The 14530-nt window shown below is 53.2% G+C and carries 14 protein-coding genes; 8 read left to right on the plus strand and 6 right to left on the minus strand.

The annotated features are described in order from the left end of the window. Nucleotides 1–33: 33 nt before the first annotated feature. Together uvrA and HYS22_03825 are read left to right on the plus strand one after the other, a co-directional pair. Nucleotides 34–2910: an excinuclease ABC subunit UvrA gene (gene uvrA / locus HYS22_03820; protein ID MBI1909276.1), complete on the plus strand. Its 2877-nt coding sequence runs from the start codon at nt 34–36 to the stop codon at nt 2908–2910. Continuing rightward, nucleotides 2900–3802: an FAD:protein FMN transferase gene (locus HYS22_03825; protein MBI1909277.1), complete on the plus strand. Its 903-nt coding sequence runs from the start codon at nt 2900–2902 to the stop codon at nt 3800–3802. Before uvrA ends, HYS22_03825 begins: the two co-directional genes overlap by 11 nt. Here HYS22_03825 and mltG read toward each other — a convergent pair. Beyond that, a complete protein-coding gene (gene mltG, locus HYS22_03830) occupies nt 3780–4823 on the minus strand; it encodes an endolytic transglycosylase MltG (protein MBI1909278.1) in 1044 nt (347 codons plus the stop codon). The two genes, HYS22_03825 and mltG, sit on opposite strands and share 23 nt — an antisense overlap. A 4-nt stretch (nt 4824–4827) precedes the next feature. Continuing rightward, nucleotides 4828–5256 (minus strand): Holliday junction resolvase RuvX, encoded by a 429-nt coding sequence (gene ruvX, locus HYS22_03835; GenBank protein ID MBI1909279.1) that lies wholly within the window; start codon nt 5254–5256, stop codon nt 4828–4830. Nucleotides 5257–5322: 66 nt separating this feature from the next. On the opposite strand from ruvX, the gene HYS22_03840 reads away from it, so the two are divergent. Then, nucleotides 5323–5595: an acylphosphatase gene (locus HYS22_03840; protein MBI1909280.1), complete on the plus strand. Its 273-nt coding sequence runs from the start codon at nt 5323–5325 to the stop codon at nt 5593–5595. 50 nt (nt 5596–5645) lie between these two features. After that, a complete protein-coding gene (locus HYS22_03845; protein ID MBI1909281.1) occupies nt 5646–6569 on the plus strand; it encodes a peptidylprolyl isomerase in 924 nt (307 codons plus the stop codon). On the opposite strand, the gene HYS22_03850 is transcribed toward HYS22_03845, so the two are convergent. Both HYS22_03850 and gyrA read right to left on the minus strand, forming a co-directional pair. Further along, on the minus strand, nt 6522–7373 hold the full coding sequence (locus HYS22_03850) for a tetratricopeptide repeat protein (protein ID MBI1909282.1): 852 nt from the start codon (nt 7371–7373) through the stop codon (nt 6522–6524). The genes HYS22_03845 and HYS22_03850 overlap by 48 nt on opposite strands. Then, nucleotides 7370–9808, minus strand: a complete 2439-nt coding sequence (gene gyrA / locus HYS22_03855) for a DNA gyrase subunit A (protein MBI1909283.1) — start codon at nt 9806–9808, stop codon at nt 7370–7372. Before gyrA ends, HYS22_03850 begins: the two co-directional genes overlap by 4 nt. A gap of 289 nt (nt 9809–10097) precedes the next feature. Between gyrA and HYS22_03860 the strand changes: the two genes are divergently transcribed. The 4 genes from HYS22_03860 to HYS22_03875 all read left to right on the plus strand — a co-directional run bounded on the left by HYS22_03860 (nt 10098) and on the right by HYS22_03875 (nt 12926). Next, nucleotides 10098–10370 carry an HU family DNA-binding protein gene (locus tag HYS22_03860; protein MBI1909284.1) on the plus strand — a complete coding sequence of 91 codons (273 nt, stop codon included), beginning with the start codon at nt 10098–10100 and terminating at the stop codon, nt 10368–10370. Between the two features lie 155 nt (nt 10371–10525). After that, complete coding sequence (locus HYS22_03865; protein MBI1909285.1) at nt 10526–10750, plus strand: hypothetical protein; 225 nt, start codon at nt 10526–10528, stop codon at nt 10748–10750. Between the two features lie 93 nt (nt 10751–10843). Beyond that, entirely contained in the window at nt 10844–11776 is a 933-nt protein-coding gene (gene gshB / locus HYS22_03870) for a glutathione synthase (protein MBI1909286.1), read from the plus strand. Continuing rightward, nucleotides 11766–12926 carry a hypothetical protein gene (locus HYS22_03875; protein ID MBI1909287.1) on the plus strand — a complete coding sequence of 387 codons (1161 nt, stop codon included), beginning with the start codon at nt 11766–11768 and terminating at the stop codon, nt 12924–12926. The genes gshB and HYS22_03875 overlap by 11 nt, the downstream gene beginning before the upstream one ends. A gap of 85 nt (nt 12927–13011) precedes the next feature. On the opposite strand, the gene HYS22_03880 is transcribed toward HYS22_03875, so the two are convergent. Continuing rightward, complete coding sequence (locus tag HYS22_03880; protein MBI1909288.1) at nt 13012–13809, minus strand: TatD family hydrolase; 798 nt, start codon at nt 13807–13809, stop codon at nt 13012–13014. A 3-nt stretch (nt 13810–13812) separates the two neighbouring features. Then, nucleotides 13813–14508 carry a ferredoxin gene (locus HYS22_03885; GenBank protein ID MBI1909289.1) on the minus strand — a complete coding sequence of 232 codons (696 nt, stop codon included), beginning with the start codon at nt 14506–14508 and terminating at the stop codon, nt 13813–13815. Between the last annotated feature and the right edge of the window lie 22 nt (nt 14509–14530).

Here is a 14530-nt window from a genome sequence, read left to right on the forward strand (position 1 = left end):
AAAGAGGATTGTCTCAACTAGGCTGGAGGATTCGTGGAACCGGCATCACTCATCATTCGCGGGGCGCGGCAGCACAATCTCAAAAATATTGATGTCGTCATCCCGCGCGGCAAGCTGGTCGTCATCACCGGGCTCTCCGGTTCCGGCAAGTCCTCACTCGCCTTTGATACCATCTATGCCGAGGGACAAAGGCGTTATGTCGAATCCCTTTCCGCCTACGCCCGCCAATTTTTGGAACAGATGGGAAAACCGGACGTTGATACCATCGAAGGGCTCTCTCCGGCGATCTCCATCGAACAGAAAACCACCAGCCGCAACCCCCGTTCGACCGTTGGCACCGTCACGGAGATTTACGACTACCTCCGTCTGCTCTACGCGCGGCTCGGGATCCCCCACTGCTACCGATGCGGAAAAAAAATAACGGCGCAGGCTGTTTCCCAGATGGTCGATCAGGTCCTCAAACTGAAAGAGGGGACAAAAATCCATATCCTCGCCCCTGTCGTCCGGAACCGGAAGGGGGAGTACAGCAAGGAACTGAAGGAATTCCAGGCCAAGGGGTTTGTCCGGGTCAAGATCGATGGGGAGACCTTCGAGCTGGATGACGAAATCAAACTGGACAAGAAGAAAAAACATACCGTTGAATTGATTGTCGACCGACTGATCTTGAAGGGTGAGTCACACAATGGTGTGTCACCCAGGGAAAAAATGGATCAGCGGCTGGCCGATTCGCTGGAAACGGCGCTCCGTTACGCCGACGGGATTGCCAAGGTGGAAGTCCTGGGGGGCGAGAGTTTTTTCTTTTCTGAAAAATTTGCCTGTATCGATTGCGGGATCAGTTACCCGGAGATCACGCCGCAGATGTTTTCGTTCAACTCCCCCACCGGGGCCTGTGTTGACTGCAACGGCCTCGGGACCAAGATGTATTTTGATCCGGACCTGATCGTTCCCAACAAAAACCTTTCACTCCGGGAAGGGGCGATCCGCCCCTGGTCCGGCCGTTCCTCCGATTACCACTGGGGACTGATCGAAACACTCTCCCAACATTACAAGTTTGACATCAACACCCCGTTCAAGGATCTCCCCAAAAAGATTCAGGAGATGCTCCTGGGAGGCTCCGGGGAAGAAGAACTGAAATTCAGTTACCAGACCGGCGAGGCACGACAATTTTATACCACCGCCTTTGAGGGGGTTGTGCCCAACCTCGCCCGCCGCTACAAAGAAACGGAATCCGACTGGATCCGCGAAGATATCGAACGGTTCATGAATATCCGCCCCTGCCCCACCTGCGCCGGGGCCCGCCTCAAGAAGGAGAGCCTCGCGATCAAGGTCGGCAGTCAGTCGATCTGCGAGGTTACCCGGATGTCGGTCAAAAAATGTCTCACCTGGATCCAGCAGCAAAAATTCTCCGGCAAGGAGATTGAAATCGGCGGCCGCATTTTAAAAGAAATCCGCGAGCGGCTTTCCTTCATGGCGAACGTCGGGCTTGATTACCTCACCCTCGATCGTTCTTCGGGAACGTTGGCCGGCGGCGAAGGGCAGCGGATCCGTTTGGCGACACAGATCGGCTCATCACTCGTCGGCGTCCTCTACATCCTCGACGAACCGTCTATCGGCCTGCATCAGAGGGACAACGACCGCCTCCTCGCCACACTCAAAAAATTGCGGGACCTGGGGAATACCGTCCTTGTGGTCGAACATGATGAAAACACGATTATGGAAGCGGATTATGTGATTGATATGGGGCCCGGGGCCGGCGTTCACGGGGGATACCTCGTGGCCCAGGGGACCCCACAGGAGATCGCCCACAATCCGAAATCGGTAACCGGTCTCTACATTTCCAAAAAGAGGGCAATCCCTCTCCCCAAAAAACGGCGCCGGGCCAATGGAAAGAGACTGGTGATCAAAGGGGCGATAGAAAATAATCTGAAAAATATCACCGTCCCTTTTCCCCTGGGACTTTTTGTCGCCGTCACCGGCGTCTCCGGTTCCGGCAAAAGCACCCTCGTCAACGATACCCTTTACAAGGGACTCGCCCAGCGGCTCTACAATTCCAAGGAACAGGCCGGTCGGTGCGACACGATCGACGGACTGGAACATATCGACAAGGTGATCAACATCGACCAGTCACCGATCGGCCGGACCCCCCGTTCCAACCCGGCCACCTACACCGGTCTTTTTACGCCGATTCGGGATCTTTTTGCCGAACTGCCGGAATCGAAGATGCGCGGTTACAAGCCGGGACGCTTCTCCTTCAACGTCAAGGGGGGACGCTGTGAGGCCTGCGAAGGGGACGGCATCCTGCGAATCGAGATGCACTTTCTCCCGGATGTCTATGTCACCTGCGAGGTCTGCAAGGGGAAACGGTTTAATCGCGAAACCTTGGAGATCCATTACAAGCAAAAAAATATCTCGGATACCCTCTCAATGACCGCCGAAGAGGCCTTTCAATTTTTTGAAAATATCCCGGTCGTCAAACACAAATTAAAGACATTGATCGATGTCGGCCTCGGCTATATCGAACTTGGCCAATCGGCCACAACCCTCTCCGGCGGTGAGGCCCAAAGGATCAAACTGGCCAAGGAACTCTCCCGCCGATCGACCGGGCGGACATTGTATATCCTGGATGAACCGACCACCGGGCTCCATTTTGCCGACATTGAAAAACTGCTGGAAGTTTTAAACAGTTTTGTGGAATCGGGCAATACGGTCGTCGTCATTGAACACAACCTGGATGTGATCAAGACGGCAGATCATCTGATTGACCTCGGCCCCGAAGGGGGGGACGGCGGCGGCGAGGTGATCGCCCAGGGGACCCCGGAAGAGATTGCCCAGAACAAGCATTCGTATACGGGACAGTACCTGAAAAAAATCCTATTTCCCAATTCAACAAAGAAAATCCATGCGGTCTAAGATCCTTTTCACTCTCCTTTTTATCCCGATCACCGCCTCCCCTTCCCCCCAACGTTTCGTCAGAGAACAACTGATGATGGAAAATATTCCTGTCATCATCAAGATTACTACCGACGCAAAACAGAAGCCAAAGGCCTTTGAGGCGATGGAGGCCGCATTCAATGAGGCCCGCCGCCTGGAAAGGGAACTGAGCGAGTTTCAAAAAGAGAGCGTCGTCAGTGAGATCAACCGGCAGGCGGGAAAAAAATGGGTCAAGGCGAACGATGACCTTGTCCATCTCCTTCTGACTTCCGGCAAGGTCTCGGCCCTGACCCGCGGCGCCTTTGACATCACTTTTGCCTCAAAAAACAAAAATGCCAGTTACCGGGATGTTTTTGTGGATACCGAGGGACCGAAGGTTTTCCTGAAAAAACCGGAGATGACGATCGGCGTCTCCGGAATCGCCAAGGGGTTCATTATCGACAAGATGATAGAGACCATCCGGAAGAACGGTTTTGACAACACCCTGGTGAATGCCGGTGGCGACCTGAAGGCGGCTGGCGAAGATAGCAACGGCCCCTGGAAGATCGGTATCCAGGACCCAACCGCCCCCCGGGGCACAAAAGTCTGTAATCTTCGCCTGAGCAATCAGGCGGTTGCCACTTCAGGCACTTACGAACGGGGACCCCACATCATTGATCCCCAGACCAAGCAGGCGACCTGGTATTGGCAGAGTGTTACCGTCTTTGCCGAAGAGGCTGTTTTTGCCGACGGGTTGGCAACCGGCGGCTTCGTTCTCGGTGCCAGCGCCCCCTCTATTTTCAGGGAGATCGAGGGGATCAGCGCCATCTTCATCAGTCCCGAAGGGAAGGTTATTACAATCGGCAACGTCACAGCGGCCTGTTTTGAGTAATCTGATATTTCCTGATGGCACTCTCATGTTCCTGCAGCGTCTTTGAGAACTCGTGGGTCCCATCCCCTTTCGCAACAAAATAAAGATATTCGGTCTGGGCCGGGTTGAGGGCCGCCAAGATCGAATCCAGTCCGGGGCTGGCAATCGGTCCCGGGGGGAGCCCCTTGAAGAGGTAGGTATTGTAAGGGGTCGGAGTCTCCAGATCACTCCTTCTCAGGTTGCCGTTAAAATTGGGAACCCCATAGATCACCGTGGGATCGGCCGCCAGCGGAATCCCTTCCCTCAGCCGGTTGTGAAAGACAGAGGAAATAATCGGTCGTTCTTCCCTCCGGCCTGTTTCCTTTTCAATGATCGAGGCAAGTGTGAGGACGGCCTGTTCCGTCATCTCTAATTCCCGCACCTTCGCCTGGAGCTCCGGGCCAAATCGTCTCTTGAATTGACTGACAAACTTCCGGATCAGTTCTTCCTCGGTTGTCTTCCGGTACGAACGGTAGGTCTCCGGAAAGAGATACCCTTCCAGGGAAGAGGCCTCAAAACCCAGTGACTGGATGAAGACCCGATCCCGACACTTTGCTAAAAACCGCTCCTGGCTCACAAGCCCCATTCCCTCCAGATAGGAAGCGATCTCCTTCAGGGTCCAACCTTCAATGATCCGGATCTCGTAAACCTTAAAATCCCCCTTGAGGAGGAGATCTAATACCTGTGAGGGGGTCAGACCCGGCTTGAAAAGGTAATCACCGGCGCGGATCTTGGAGGCGGCCCAATGCACCACCACATAGACCTTAAACAGAAAACTGTCCCGGATGATCTTCCCCTCTTCCAGGCGGCGGATGATCTCGCTCAAGCGGGTTCCGCGTTCGAATGAGAAATATTTCTCTTCCTCCACCTCGTAAGGATGAGTCTCAACCCCGATCCCCCCCTCAGGCTCCGGCACCACATTACCGTAATAATAGATGTTAACCCCGATAACAAAGAGCCCGCAGAGAAGACCAACAATCGTCACGGCAAAAAATCGTTTCATAGCCTTATCGGACGTCTGTGATTATTGAATCCAGGTACCCCTGCAGGATGAAGACGGCGGCCATCTTGTCGATCACCTTGCGCCGCTTGGCCCGCGAGAGGTCGGCCTCCAAAAGCCCTCTCTCCGCCGCCATCGTTGAAAGCCTTTCATCCCACGGAATCACCGACACCTTATCGCCAAAATGTCTTTCCAGCTGTTGCATAAATTGCCGGACTTCCCGCGCCTTTCCCCCTTCCGTCCCATTCATGTTGAGGGGAAGACCGATAACAATCTGCGAGGCCTGATAATCCTTAACCAGCTGTTCCAACGCCGCCATATCCTGGCTGAGACTCTTTCTGTAGAGGGTGGTCACCCCTTGGGCCGTCAGGCTGAGATCGTCGCTGACGGCAATCCCGATCGTCTTTTCCCCAAAATCGAGGCCGAGGCATTTCACTCGTAGCAGAGTAAATGAAAAAACGACTGTTGGCAACAGAATGAAAACGGGTTAGACGAATGCTTCATGCCTTCCGTTTGTGCCCATCTCATCATCTCTGGCCGTGTGCAGGGGGTCTGTTTCCGCATCTGCACGGAACAGGAGGCCCTCCGTCTGAAACTGACCGGCTGGGTCCGCAATCTCCCCACAGGCCAGGTGGAGACCTATCTTGAAGGGGAGGAAGAAAAAGTAGAGAAGATGATCGAGTGGTGTCATCAAGGACCGCCCGCCGCAAAAGTAAAAACAGTCGAGGTCCTCTGGGAAAAACCTAAAAATTTTTCTGATTTCAGCATTGTCTAGAAAAATTCTTTGACAAGACCAAACGATCCTTTATAGTAGGGGGGCTTCCAATGACCTCTCTTTTCCGATCTTTTGCCTCTGGTCTCGTGCTTCTTGTTTTATTTGCCGGTTGTCACTCCAAAGGGAGGACCCTTGTCAAGGTGGGGGGGGAAGAGATCACTGAAGCCGATCTGGACAAGATCGTCCGGGCCAACCCGCGGCTGAAAGGACGGATGAGTTCCCCCGAGGGGAAACAGAAACTTCTTGAAAATTATGTCGAACAAATCCTCCTCTACCAGGAGGGGTTAAGACGGAACCTCCAGAGGGATGAGGCCACCCGCGACCGAATCGATCTCTACAAGAAGATGATCGTCGCCCAGGCGGCGCTGGATAATGAGCTCGATAAAAAAGTCCGCGACTATTACGACAATCACAAAGATGAATTCGAGAGGTTGAAGCTCTCCCATATCTATGTTTCCTTCACCACCAAGGGAGAAGAGGCGGCGGCAAAGAAGGCCAAGAAGACAATCCGAACCGCTGAGCAGGCGTTAGCGATCGTTCAAAAATTGAAAGAGCGGCTCGGCAAGGGAGAGGCCTTCGAGAAGGTTGCGGAACAGGCCTCTGAAGATGAACGGACCAAGAAGATTGGCGGAACACTGGGGTATGTCACCTTGAGTGACAAGCGTCTGGAGGGATGGGGCTGGTCGGGCCTGATCGAAAAAGCCCTTCTCCTCAAGGAGGGGGAACTCTCCGACCCGATCACTAGCAAGAACGGCGTTCACCTGATCAAGGTGTTGGAGGAGAAAAAGATGGAACCGCTGGATCAGGCGGAGGCACGGATCCGTTTCAGAATTCAGGGGACGGTCCGTGATGAGCTTCTGGCCGATCTCAAGAAGAAAACCAGGGTGAAATACCTTCCAGACAAGGAGACCCCCAAACCACCTGAATCACTTCCGGTTCCGGAATCGGCCCCTTCCGGTGGACCCAAAGGGTGATTGTCCCTTTGGCAGATCAGCCTTCATATTCTTTTGCCTCTCTTTAAGCTTGTCAATCTTGAGCTCAATCATCTTCGGATTCGGGTAGGTCGAGAGAAGTTCTTCATAGATCTTCAACGCCTTGTCCCATTCCGCCATCTCTTCCAGGGCCAAGGCGGAACTGAACCGAGCCCTCAACAAGTAAGGGCTTTTAGGGAAGTTGCTGATCAACTGCTGATAGGCTTCCAGTGCCTTGTCAAACCTGTTCTGCAGGAAAAAACTCTCCCCCAGGTCGAGCCAGGCCCCATCGATCCAATCACTTTTTGGAAAATCCTTGATCAGACGGACCAAGGCTGACTGGGACTTGGCATATTCCTGGGTCTTGAGATAACAGGAAGAAAGCTGATACAGATAGTAGTCGGTCCGGGAGGAGTCAGATCGTTGACTGAGGAGCCGCTCATACTCGCCGATCGCCGAGAGGGAGTCCCCCTCGGCCTCGAACAACGAAGCCCTCCGTTCCAGCGCCGTGAGGGCCTCTCTCCCCTTCCCCTTCCACCGTTCCGCTACCTCGGCATAGGCCTTCAGGGCCTGATCACGATCGGCCAGTGAATATTGATAAATCTCCCCAATCCTCAAAGAACCGGCAACCGCCTCCGCCGATTGCGGGTAACGATCCATCAGAAAACGGTAAACCTCAATCTCCTCAGCATATCGCTTTTCGTTATGGAGTCGTTCCGCCCTGAGGAGCTCTTTGTGGGGGGAATCTTTTTGACAGGCCAGGAAGAGAAACAAGGCCAAGAATAACCCGAGGGTGTTCCGGATCACCCCTCTTCCTCTTCCCTTTCAGCCAGTTTGGCAAAGGCGCCGACCCTCTCCCCCTCTTCCAGGTGGATGAGTCGAACCCCCTGGGTATTACGGCCGATTTTTGAAATCTGCTTTACCGGCAGGCGGATGATCTTCCCCTTGTCACTGATCAACATCACATCGTCTTCTTCCGTCACCTGTTGGACCCCTACCACAAGACCGTTCTTGTCGGTGGTTTTCACCGTAATAATCCCCATCCCGCCGCGCCCTTGGGTCCGGTATTCCGCCGTCTCCGTCCTCTTGCCGTAACCGTGCTCAGTCACTGTCAAGATCGCCGCCCCTTCGCGAATCACCTCCATACCGACCAACTCATCCCCCTTGTCTAAACGGATACCGATCACACCGACCGCGGAACGCCCCATCGGTCTCACCTGATCCTCATGAAAGCGAATCGCCAACCCCTGACGGGTCCCCATGAAGATATCTGAAGTGCCATCGGTCAGCTTGGCATCGATTAAGTCATCCCCTTCTTCAATCCCCAGGGCAATAATCCCGCTCGCCCTTGGGTTGGCATACGCCATCAGCTCCGTCTTTTTGACAACCCCCTTCTTGGTAGCAAAAACGACATATTTCCCCTCCACAAATTCCTTCACCGTTAAAATAGCGGCCAGTTTTTCATCAGAGGCCATCGGAACCAAATTCACCAGCGGCTTCCCCTTGGCAGTCCGTCCCGCCTGAGGAACCTCATGCACCCTCAGCCAGTAAACCTTGCCGCGGGAGGAAAAGATGAGGAGATACCCATGGGTCGAGGCAATGAAGAGATCAGAGACAAAATCTTCCTCCCGGGTCTCCATGCCGACCTTCCCTCTCCCTCCCCTCCTCTGGGCCCGGTAGATCGAGATCGGGTTTCGCTTGATGTAACCGGAGTGGGAAATCGTCACCACCATGTCCTCTTCGGCGATCAGGTCTTCCACGGAAAGCTCCTGGGTCTTCCCCTGAATCTCGGTCCGCCGTGGGTCGGCATACCCTTTTTTGATCTCGTTCAGTTCTTCCTGAATGATCTCCAAAACTAGCTTCTCACTCTTCATGATCTCCTTCAGCCGTTTGATCAATTTAATGACCTCGGTATATTCTTCCAGAATCTTGTCCCGTTCCAAGGCGGTCAACCGCTGCAGGCGCATATCGAGGATCGCCTGGGCCTGGATCTCCGAGAGCGAATACTTCTTCATCAACGCCTCTCTCGCCTCCAGCGGAGACTTGGACTTCTTGATCAGGGCAATCACTTCATCGATATGTTCAACGGCAATCCTTAACCCTTCCAGAACGTGCGCCCTCTCCTCGGCTTTTTTGAGTTCAAAGGCGGTCCGCCGTTTGACCACTTCCTTGCGATGGTCCAGAAAGAGAACCAGGGCCTCCCTGAGATTCAGGGTCTTTGGCTGTCCACCGACAATCGCCAGCATGATGACACCGAAGGTCGACTGCATGACCGTATGCTTATAAAGTTGATTGAGAATGACACCGGCAACCGTCCCCTTCTTGAGTTCGACAACGATCCTCATCCCGTCCTTGTCCGATTCATCACGAACGTCGGAAATTCCCTCGATTTTCCCCTCATTCACGAGTTCTGCTATCTTTTCAATAAGACGGGCCTTGTTGACCTGGAAGGGGATCTCCGTGATGACAATATTTTCCCGGTCACCGCGGGCCACCGGTTCAATCATCGCCTTGGCCCGCATATGGATAATCCCCTTGCCGGTCTCGTACGCCTCGCGGATCCCCTCTCTCCCATAAATAAACGCCCCTGTCGGGAAATCGGGGCCGGGGATGATCTTCATCAACTCCTTGACGGTTGTGTCCGGTTTCTGGATCAGGGCGGTCAGACCATCAATCACCTCTCCCAGATTGTGGGGAGGGATCTTGGTCGCCATCCCGACGGCGATCCCGTCAGAGCCATTCACCAGAAGGTTCGGAACCTTGGAGGGGAGAACCACCGGCTCCTGGGTGGAATCATCAAAATTGGGAATAAAATCGACCGTTTCCTTTTCTATATCCGCCAGTATCTCCTCGGCCAGGCGGGTCAGACGGGCCTCGGTATAACGGTAGGCAGCCGCAGGATCACCATCGATGGAACCGAAATTCCCCTGACCATCGATGAGCGGGTAGCGCATGTTCCATTCCTGCGCCATCCGGACCAGGGCGTCATAAACCGCCATGTCCCCATGGGGGTGGTACTTCTTTAAAACCTCCCCGACAACACCGGCTGATTTGGAGTACCTCTTGTTGGAAAGAAGCCCTTCCTGATACATCGCATAAAGAATCCGGCGATGGACCGGTTTGAGGCCGTCACGGATGTCCGGGATCGCCCGCCCGATGATCACGCTCATGGCGTAATCCAGATAGGAATCCCTCATTTCATCTTCGATATTAACCGGAACGATTTCGGCGGAACGAACCATAAGAATGGCGAATTATGCTGGAGAAACCGAAAATGTCAATTTTAGATTCACTTTCAATTTTTTATTCTTGACACCCCGAGAAGAATAGTATTATACCTGCCCCCGCTGTTGATGGTGCCCGCAAATGTAGGACTAACAAAGACTTGCGGGAGTCGGTGATGAGGATAGCGGGTGAATCGGGAAAGCCCGAACTGACGAAGAGAGAAATGCGAAACCTGTTTCAACCCACCACGGTTTTTCAAAAGTTCCAGTCGAGTAAAATTTTTAAAAGGGGGGAGGTGAAAATCAAATGACAAAGGCAGAATTAATCGGCTATGTCGCCCGGGACTGCAAGGTCTCCAAGGCGGTAGCTGAAAAATGTCTCAACTCGGTGACCGCGAACGTCACCAAGTCACTGAAAAAGAAGGACAAGATCACCCTGACCGGATTTGGGACCTTTTCCGTGAGCAAGAGAAAGGCACGGAAGGGCCGTAACCCACAGACGGGGGCCGAGATCGATATCAAGGCCGCCAATGTGCCAAAGTTCAAGCCCGGCAAGGAACTAAAGAAGGCTGTTCTCTAGTCTAACAGGATGAAACCCTCTTCGCTGAAGGCTTATCGCCTGAAATCGAAGGGGGTTTTGCCTTTCCGGGGGCCTCTTGACAAGATTTCCAAAAGGGGGTACGACCCCCGCACACTTGAAAAGGTGAAATTTCCAGGGAAGGGGGTGAATTGATCATGAAGAAGACCGCACTGTTGCTCGTTGCATTGTTCGGAATCTCTGTCGCTGGCGCTGTCAAGGCTGAAGAAACCAAGGTTCCCGCCGCCGCCAAAGAAGCCGTCAAGCAAGAAGTCGTCAAGAAGGATGCCACCAAGGATGTCGTGAAGGCAGACGAGGCCAAGAAGGCTACTGGCCAAGAAGCCAAGAAAGTCGAAGAGAAGGCCAAGGCAAAGACAAACTAAGAGCTTTGATCAAGGGTGGGTCACACAATGGTGTGTCACCCGAAGGTCTTATACAAAGCCCCTTTCCGACACCGGATAAGGGGCTTTTGTCTTATGAAACTTCTTTTTATCCTGAACCCCTACGAAGGGTATGACCTTAAGAAGGATACCACCCACCTCCTGATGCTGGAGGCGTACCGTCGAGGGTATACCGTTTATTACGGCGAAGTTTCAAAACTGTTTATGGAAAAGGGGGAACCGACAGCGCTCGTCCGACAGGTCAAGGTCCTCCCCGACTCCCCTTTTTTTGAGTTTCACGGCGAAAAACAATTCTCCCTCAAAGAGTTCAACCAGATCTGGATGCGGCAGGACCCCCCCTGGAACATGGCCTACTATTACGCCACTCTCATCCTTTCGGCGGCCCCCAAAAAGGTAAAAATAGTCAACGCTCCAGAAGCCTTGCGGGACTGGAACGAAAAGATGTCGATTTTTTTCTTCAACCCATGGATCGCCCCCACAATCGTTTCCTCGCAGTTGCCCCATCTGATTTCCTTCTGGCGTTCGCAAAAAGAAGGGGTCATTATCAAACCGATGGACAGCTTTGGAGGCCGTGGCATCCAACGCCTCAAACCATTCCGGGAAATAGCCTCGACAGAGGCTGAGGCTATTCTGCTCAGGGCGACTCAAAACCTTTCAACCCCGGTTATGGCGCAAAAATTCCTGGAGGCGGTCAACGATGGAGAAAAAAGAGTTTTCCTCTGGAACGGCAAGATCCTCGGGGCCCTCAAAAAAGTCCCGCCGGCCGGTCAGTTTATCACAAGCCCCGACCTTGGGGGGACGTTGGAACGAACAACCCTCACCCTTTCAGAAAAAAAGCTCTCCCAACAGATAGCCAAAAAATTACTCAAAGAGGGGGTCTATTTTACTGGTATTGACCTGATCGGCGGTTATTTGACAGAGATTAATGTCACCAGCCCTGGTCTCCTTTGGGAATTAAACGAACTCTACGGTGAACAATTTGAAAAAAAGATCTGGGATGATTTATAAACCTCTGGCCGTTCTGCTATTTCTCCTCCCCCTCACCACCTTTGGGCGAATCGCCCTTGGATGGAGCGACTATGACCATCAGGCGATGGTGGCACCGGCCCTGAAAGAGATTGCTGACCCCACCGGGCTTTCTACCCCTTGTGTCATCCGACCGATTTCTTCTTTTCTCGAAAAGATTCGCTCACTAAAACCGGAGATACAATCACAACAAGATTTTTCAAAATTTTTGCTGATCAACCCTTCGGTCCCCCTGAACTCCCTTTCTGACGAAGAGGTCATGGGGGGATCGATCAAACCGGTTGCCATTTTAAGGCTTCATTCCATCGATCCGGATGACGGGCGGGATCAGAATTTAGAAACTGATTTCTATCGGGACCAGGTCTGGTTTGGTTCCGGAACCGGCGTTAATTCCCAGGCCTTCCGGCATATTGAAAAACCTCCCTTCAACCCGTTTCACTTTAACGATACCTTTGGTTTCCCATTGCGCCAACTGGGGCAGGCCTCGCGAAGGGCCCAGACCTATTATGACCTCGCCTTGCTCGCCCGTTCCTGGGGTGAAGAGTACTGGGCCTGGCGATTTCTGGCCAGTTCCTTTCACTACCTTCAGGATCTTCACCAGCCGTTTCATGCCGCTCAAGTTTCCCCGGAGATTGCCTCACTCGGCCTGCGGTCCTATTTCTTATGGGGGAAAAAAGAAAAATTTTCCATCATCGGAACGATCAGCCGTTTGGTCAGCAATCTCCACCTTTTCTTTGAGGATTATACCACCACCTGGACGAAACGAGGGAGGTTGATTGACCCCCTCTGCGGCACCCAGACGGAAAAATTTTCCACCGTTCAAGATTATGCGATCCGACTACGGGACCGGAGTAATCGCCTCTCCTCCGAAACATCCCACCTCACCCGCCTCCTGGCCAAACCGATCCTCCTCACCAGCTACAAATACCCGAAACCGGAAGACCAGGCCGGGGACTTTGTCCGATCCGAGGATAAGGATTTCCAAAAAAACTTAGGTCCGCTTTTCAAGATCGTTGAAAAGAGCTTCCACTCCGCCGGGATCGCCATGCGAAGTGTCGTGACAGCCTATCAGAAAACCCCGAAGGAGCAAGACGCAGAAAAACTCTTGAGAGAGATTGAGCAGCTCAGATAAAAAATCATTATATTTTAGCTAGTTCTACGCGTGCCTGGCACCAGCCACCCTATTTGTGCCAGGCACGCCTCTAACTACTTGATTATTAAAATTTAATCGGCAAGCGAAAACATTTAATCGCGTTCCGGGTCGTTAAGGCCGCCATCTCTTCCAGGCTCACCCCCCGGATCTCGGCCAGTTTCTGAGCGGTATAGCGGACATAGGCCGGTTCATTTTTTTTGCCGCGAAACGGTTCCGGTGCGAGAAATGGGCAATCGGTCTCAACCAAGATTTTGTCTTCCTGTAAAACCCTCGCCACCTGTTGCAACCCTTCCGTTTTTTTAAAGGTAATGATCCCGGAAAAGGAGATATAGAAATTATTTTCGATCGCCCAACGGGCAAACGGTTCATCCCCGGTGTAACAATGAAGAACGCCACCGACGTCGCTAGCCCCTTCCTCCTGAAAAATCAGCTTCAATTCTTGAAAGGCATCGCGGCAATGGATCACCAGCGGCTTTTTCAATCTTTTGGCCATCCGGATAAACTGCCTTAAGGCATTTTGTTGGACCTCTTTGGGAGAATGTTCGTAGTAGAAATCAAGACCAACCTCCCCCACCGCAACGACCCTTTTATCACCAGCTAGTTTTTCAATATGGGCCATCGCCTCAGGGGTGGCGGAGGCCGCGTCATGCGGGTGGATCCCGACGGCGGCATAAATGAATGGGTAACGTCTGGCCAAAGCGACCGCATCAGCAGGATCTCTCTCCTTCTCGGTCAAACCAATGTTAATGATGATCCCGACCCCAGCCTCTTGGGCCCGTTGAAGAACAGCTTCTTCTTCCCCAACATATTCCGGGAAATTGAGATGTGCGTGGGTATCCGTTAAAGGGGCTAGCGTCGCCAAGTATTAGACCTTATCGATAACCACATCGAGGAGTTTTTCTTGGGCGTTGTAGTTCTGCCTGACCCCTTTCACCGGTTGCGAAAGGCGAATCTCACGAAGCCAGCGATCCGGGAACGAGTTGGCCGCACCGCAGAGTTTTTTGACCCGCTGGTCCTCCAGCCAGGCCTTCACCCGGAGCAGGGTCGGCTCCTTCAAGTCAACGGAGAGCTTGTAATCCGGCATCTTGTCCGGGAGGTTCCACTTGAACTTCAAGGGGTGATTCGGGACTTTTTCCGGGAGGGCAAAACGGAAGAGGAACTGATCCGGCGTCTCTTCAAAGTAATCGGCAAAACCGTAACGCTTGCGCCGTTCCCAGTCGCTTTCAGTGAGTCCCGCCACCTCGGCCCATCGTTCCTCCCAAGGACGGGGGTCGGTGAGAACTTGAGAAGGTAGGCCTTCCTCTTCCTTCTTTTTAGCAGAGGCCGGCTTCTTATCTGCCGGCGGGGGGGGAAGTTCCCCCTTGATCAGAGAGATCGCATCCACGGGGCAATCATAGAGGATGTCCCAGGGGTTGTACTTCCCCTTGGCCACCGGGGCATACGCCACCGCCCGGGTATGATCCGCATCCATCTTGAAAACGTCCCCAAAATCGTTGCAACAGGCGTCGCAGGCGATACAGGCCTCGCTCACTGCGTATTCTTCGATCGGCGTGTCAGGCATAGCGGGATTACTTATTCAAAAA

It is taken from the genome of Deltaproteobacteria bacterium (assembly GCA_016177765.1).
Lineage (GTDB): Bacteria > UBA10199 > UBA10199 > JACPAL01 > JACOUP01 > JACOUP01.

Excerpts from the sequence above, each read along its gene's own strand:
- HYS22_03860 (MBI1909284.1), top strand. The coding sequence starts at position 10,098 with ATGACAAAGGCAGAATTAATCGGCTATGTCGCCCGGGACTGCAAGGTC.
- HYS22_03875 (MBI1909287.1), top strand. The coding sequence starts at position 11,766 with ATGATTTATAAACCTCTGGCCGTTCTGCTATTTCTCCTCCCCCTCACC.
- gshB (MBI1909286.1), top strand. The coding sequence starts at position 10,844 with ATGAAACTTCTTTTTATCCTGAACCCCTACGAAGGGTATGACCTTAAG.
- HYS22_03845 (MBI1909281.1), top strand. The coding sequence starts at position 5,646 with ATGACCTCTCTTTTCCGATCTTTTGCCTCTGGTCTCGTGCTTCTTGTT.
- HYS22_03885 (MBI1909289.1), bottom strand. The coding sequence starts at position 14,508 with ATGCCTGACACGCCGATCGAAGAATACGCAGTGAGCGAGGCCTGTATC.
- gyrA (MBI1909283.1), bottom strand. The coding sequence starts at position 9,808 with ATGGTTCGTTCCGCCGAAATCGTTCCGGTTAATATCGAAGATGAAATG.
- HYS22_03825 (MBI1909277.1), top strand. The coding sequence starts at position 2,900 with ATGCGGTCTAAGATCCTTTTCACTCTCCTTTTTATCCCGATCACCGCC.
- HYS22_03840 (MBI1909280.1), top strand. The coding sequence starts at position 5,323 with ATGCCTTCCGTTTGTGCCCATCTCATCATCTCTGGCCGTGTGCAGGGG.
- HYS22_03865 (MBI1909285.1), top strand. The coding sequence starts at position 10,526 with ATGAAGAAGACCGCACTGTTGCTCGTTGCATTGTTCGGAATCTCTGTC.
- mltG (MBI1909278.1), bottom strand. The coding sequence starts at position 4,823 with ATGAAACGATTTTTTGCCGTGACGATTGTTGGTCTTCTCTGCGGGCTC.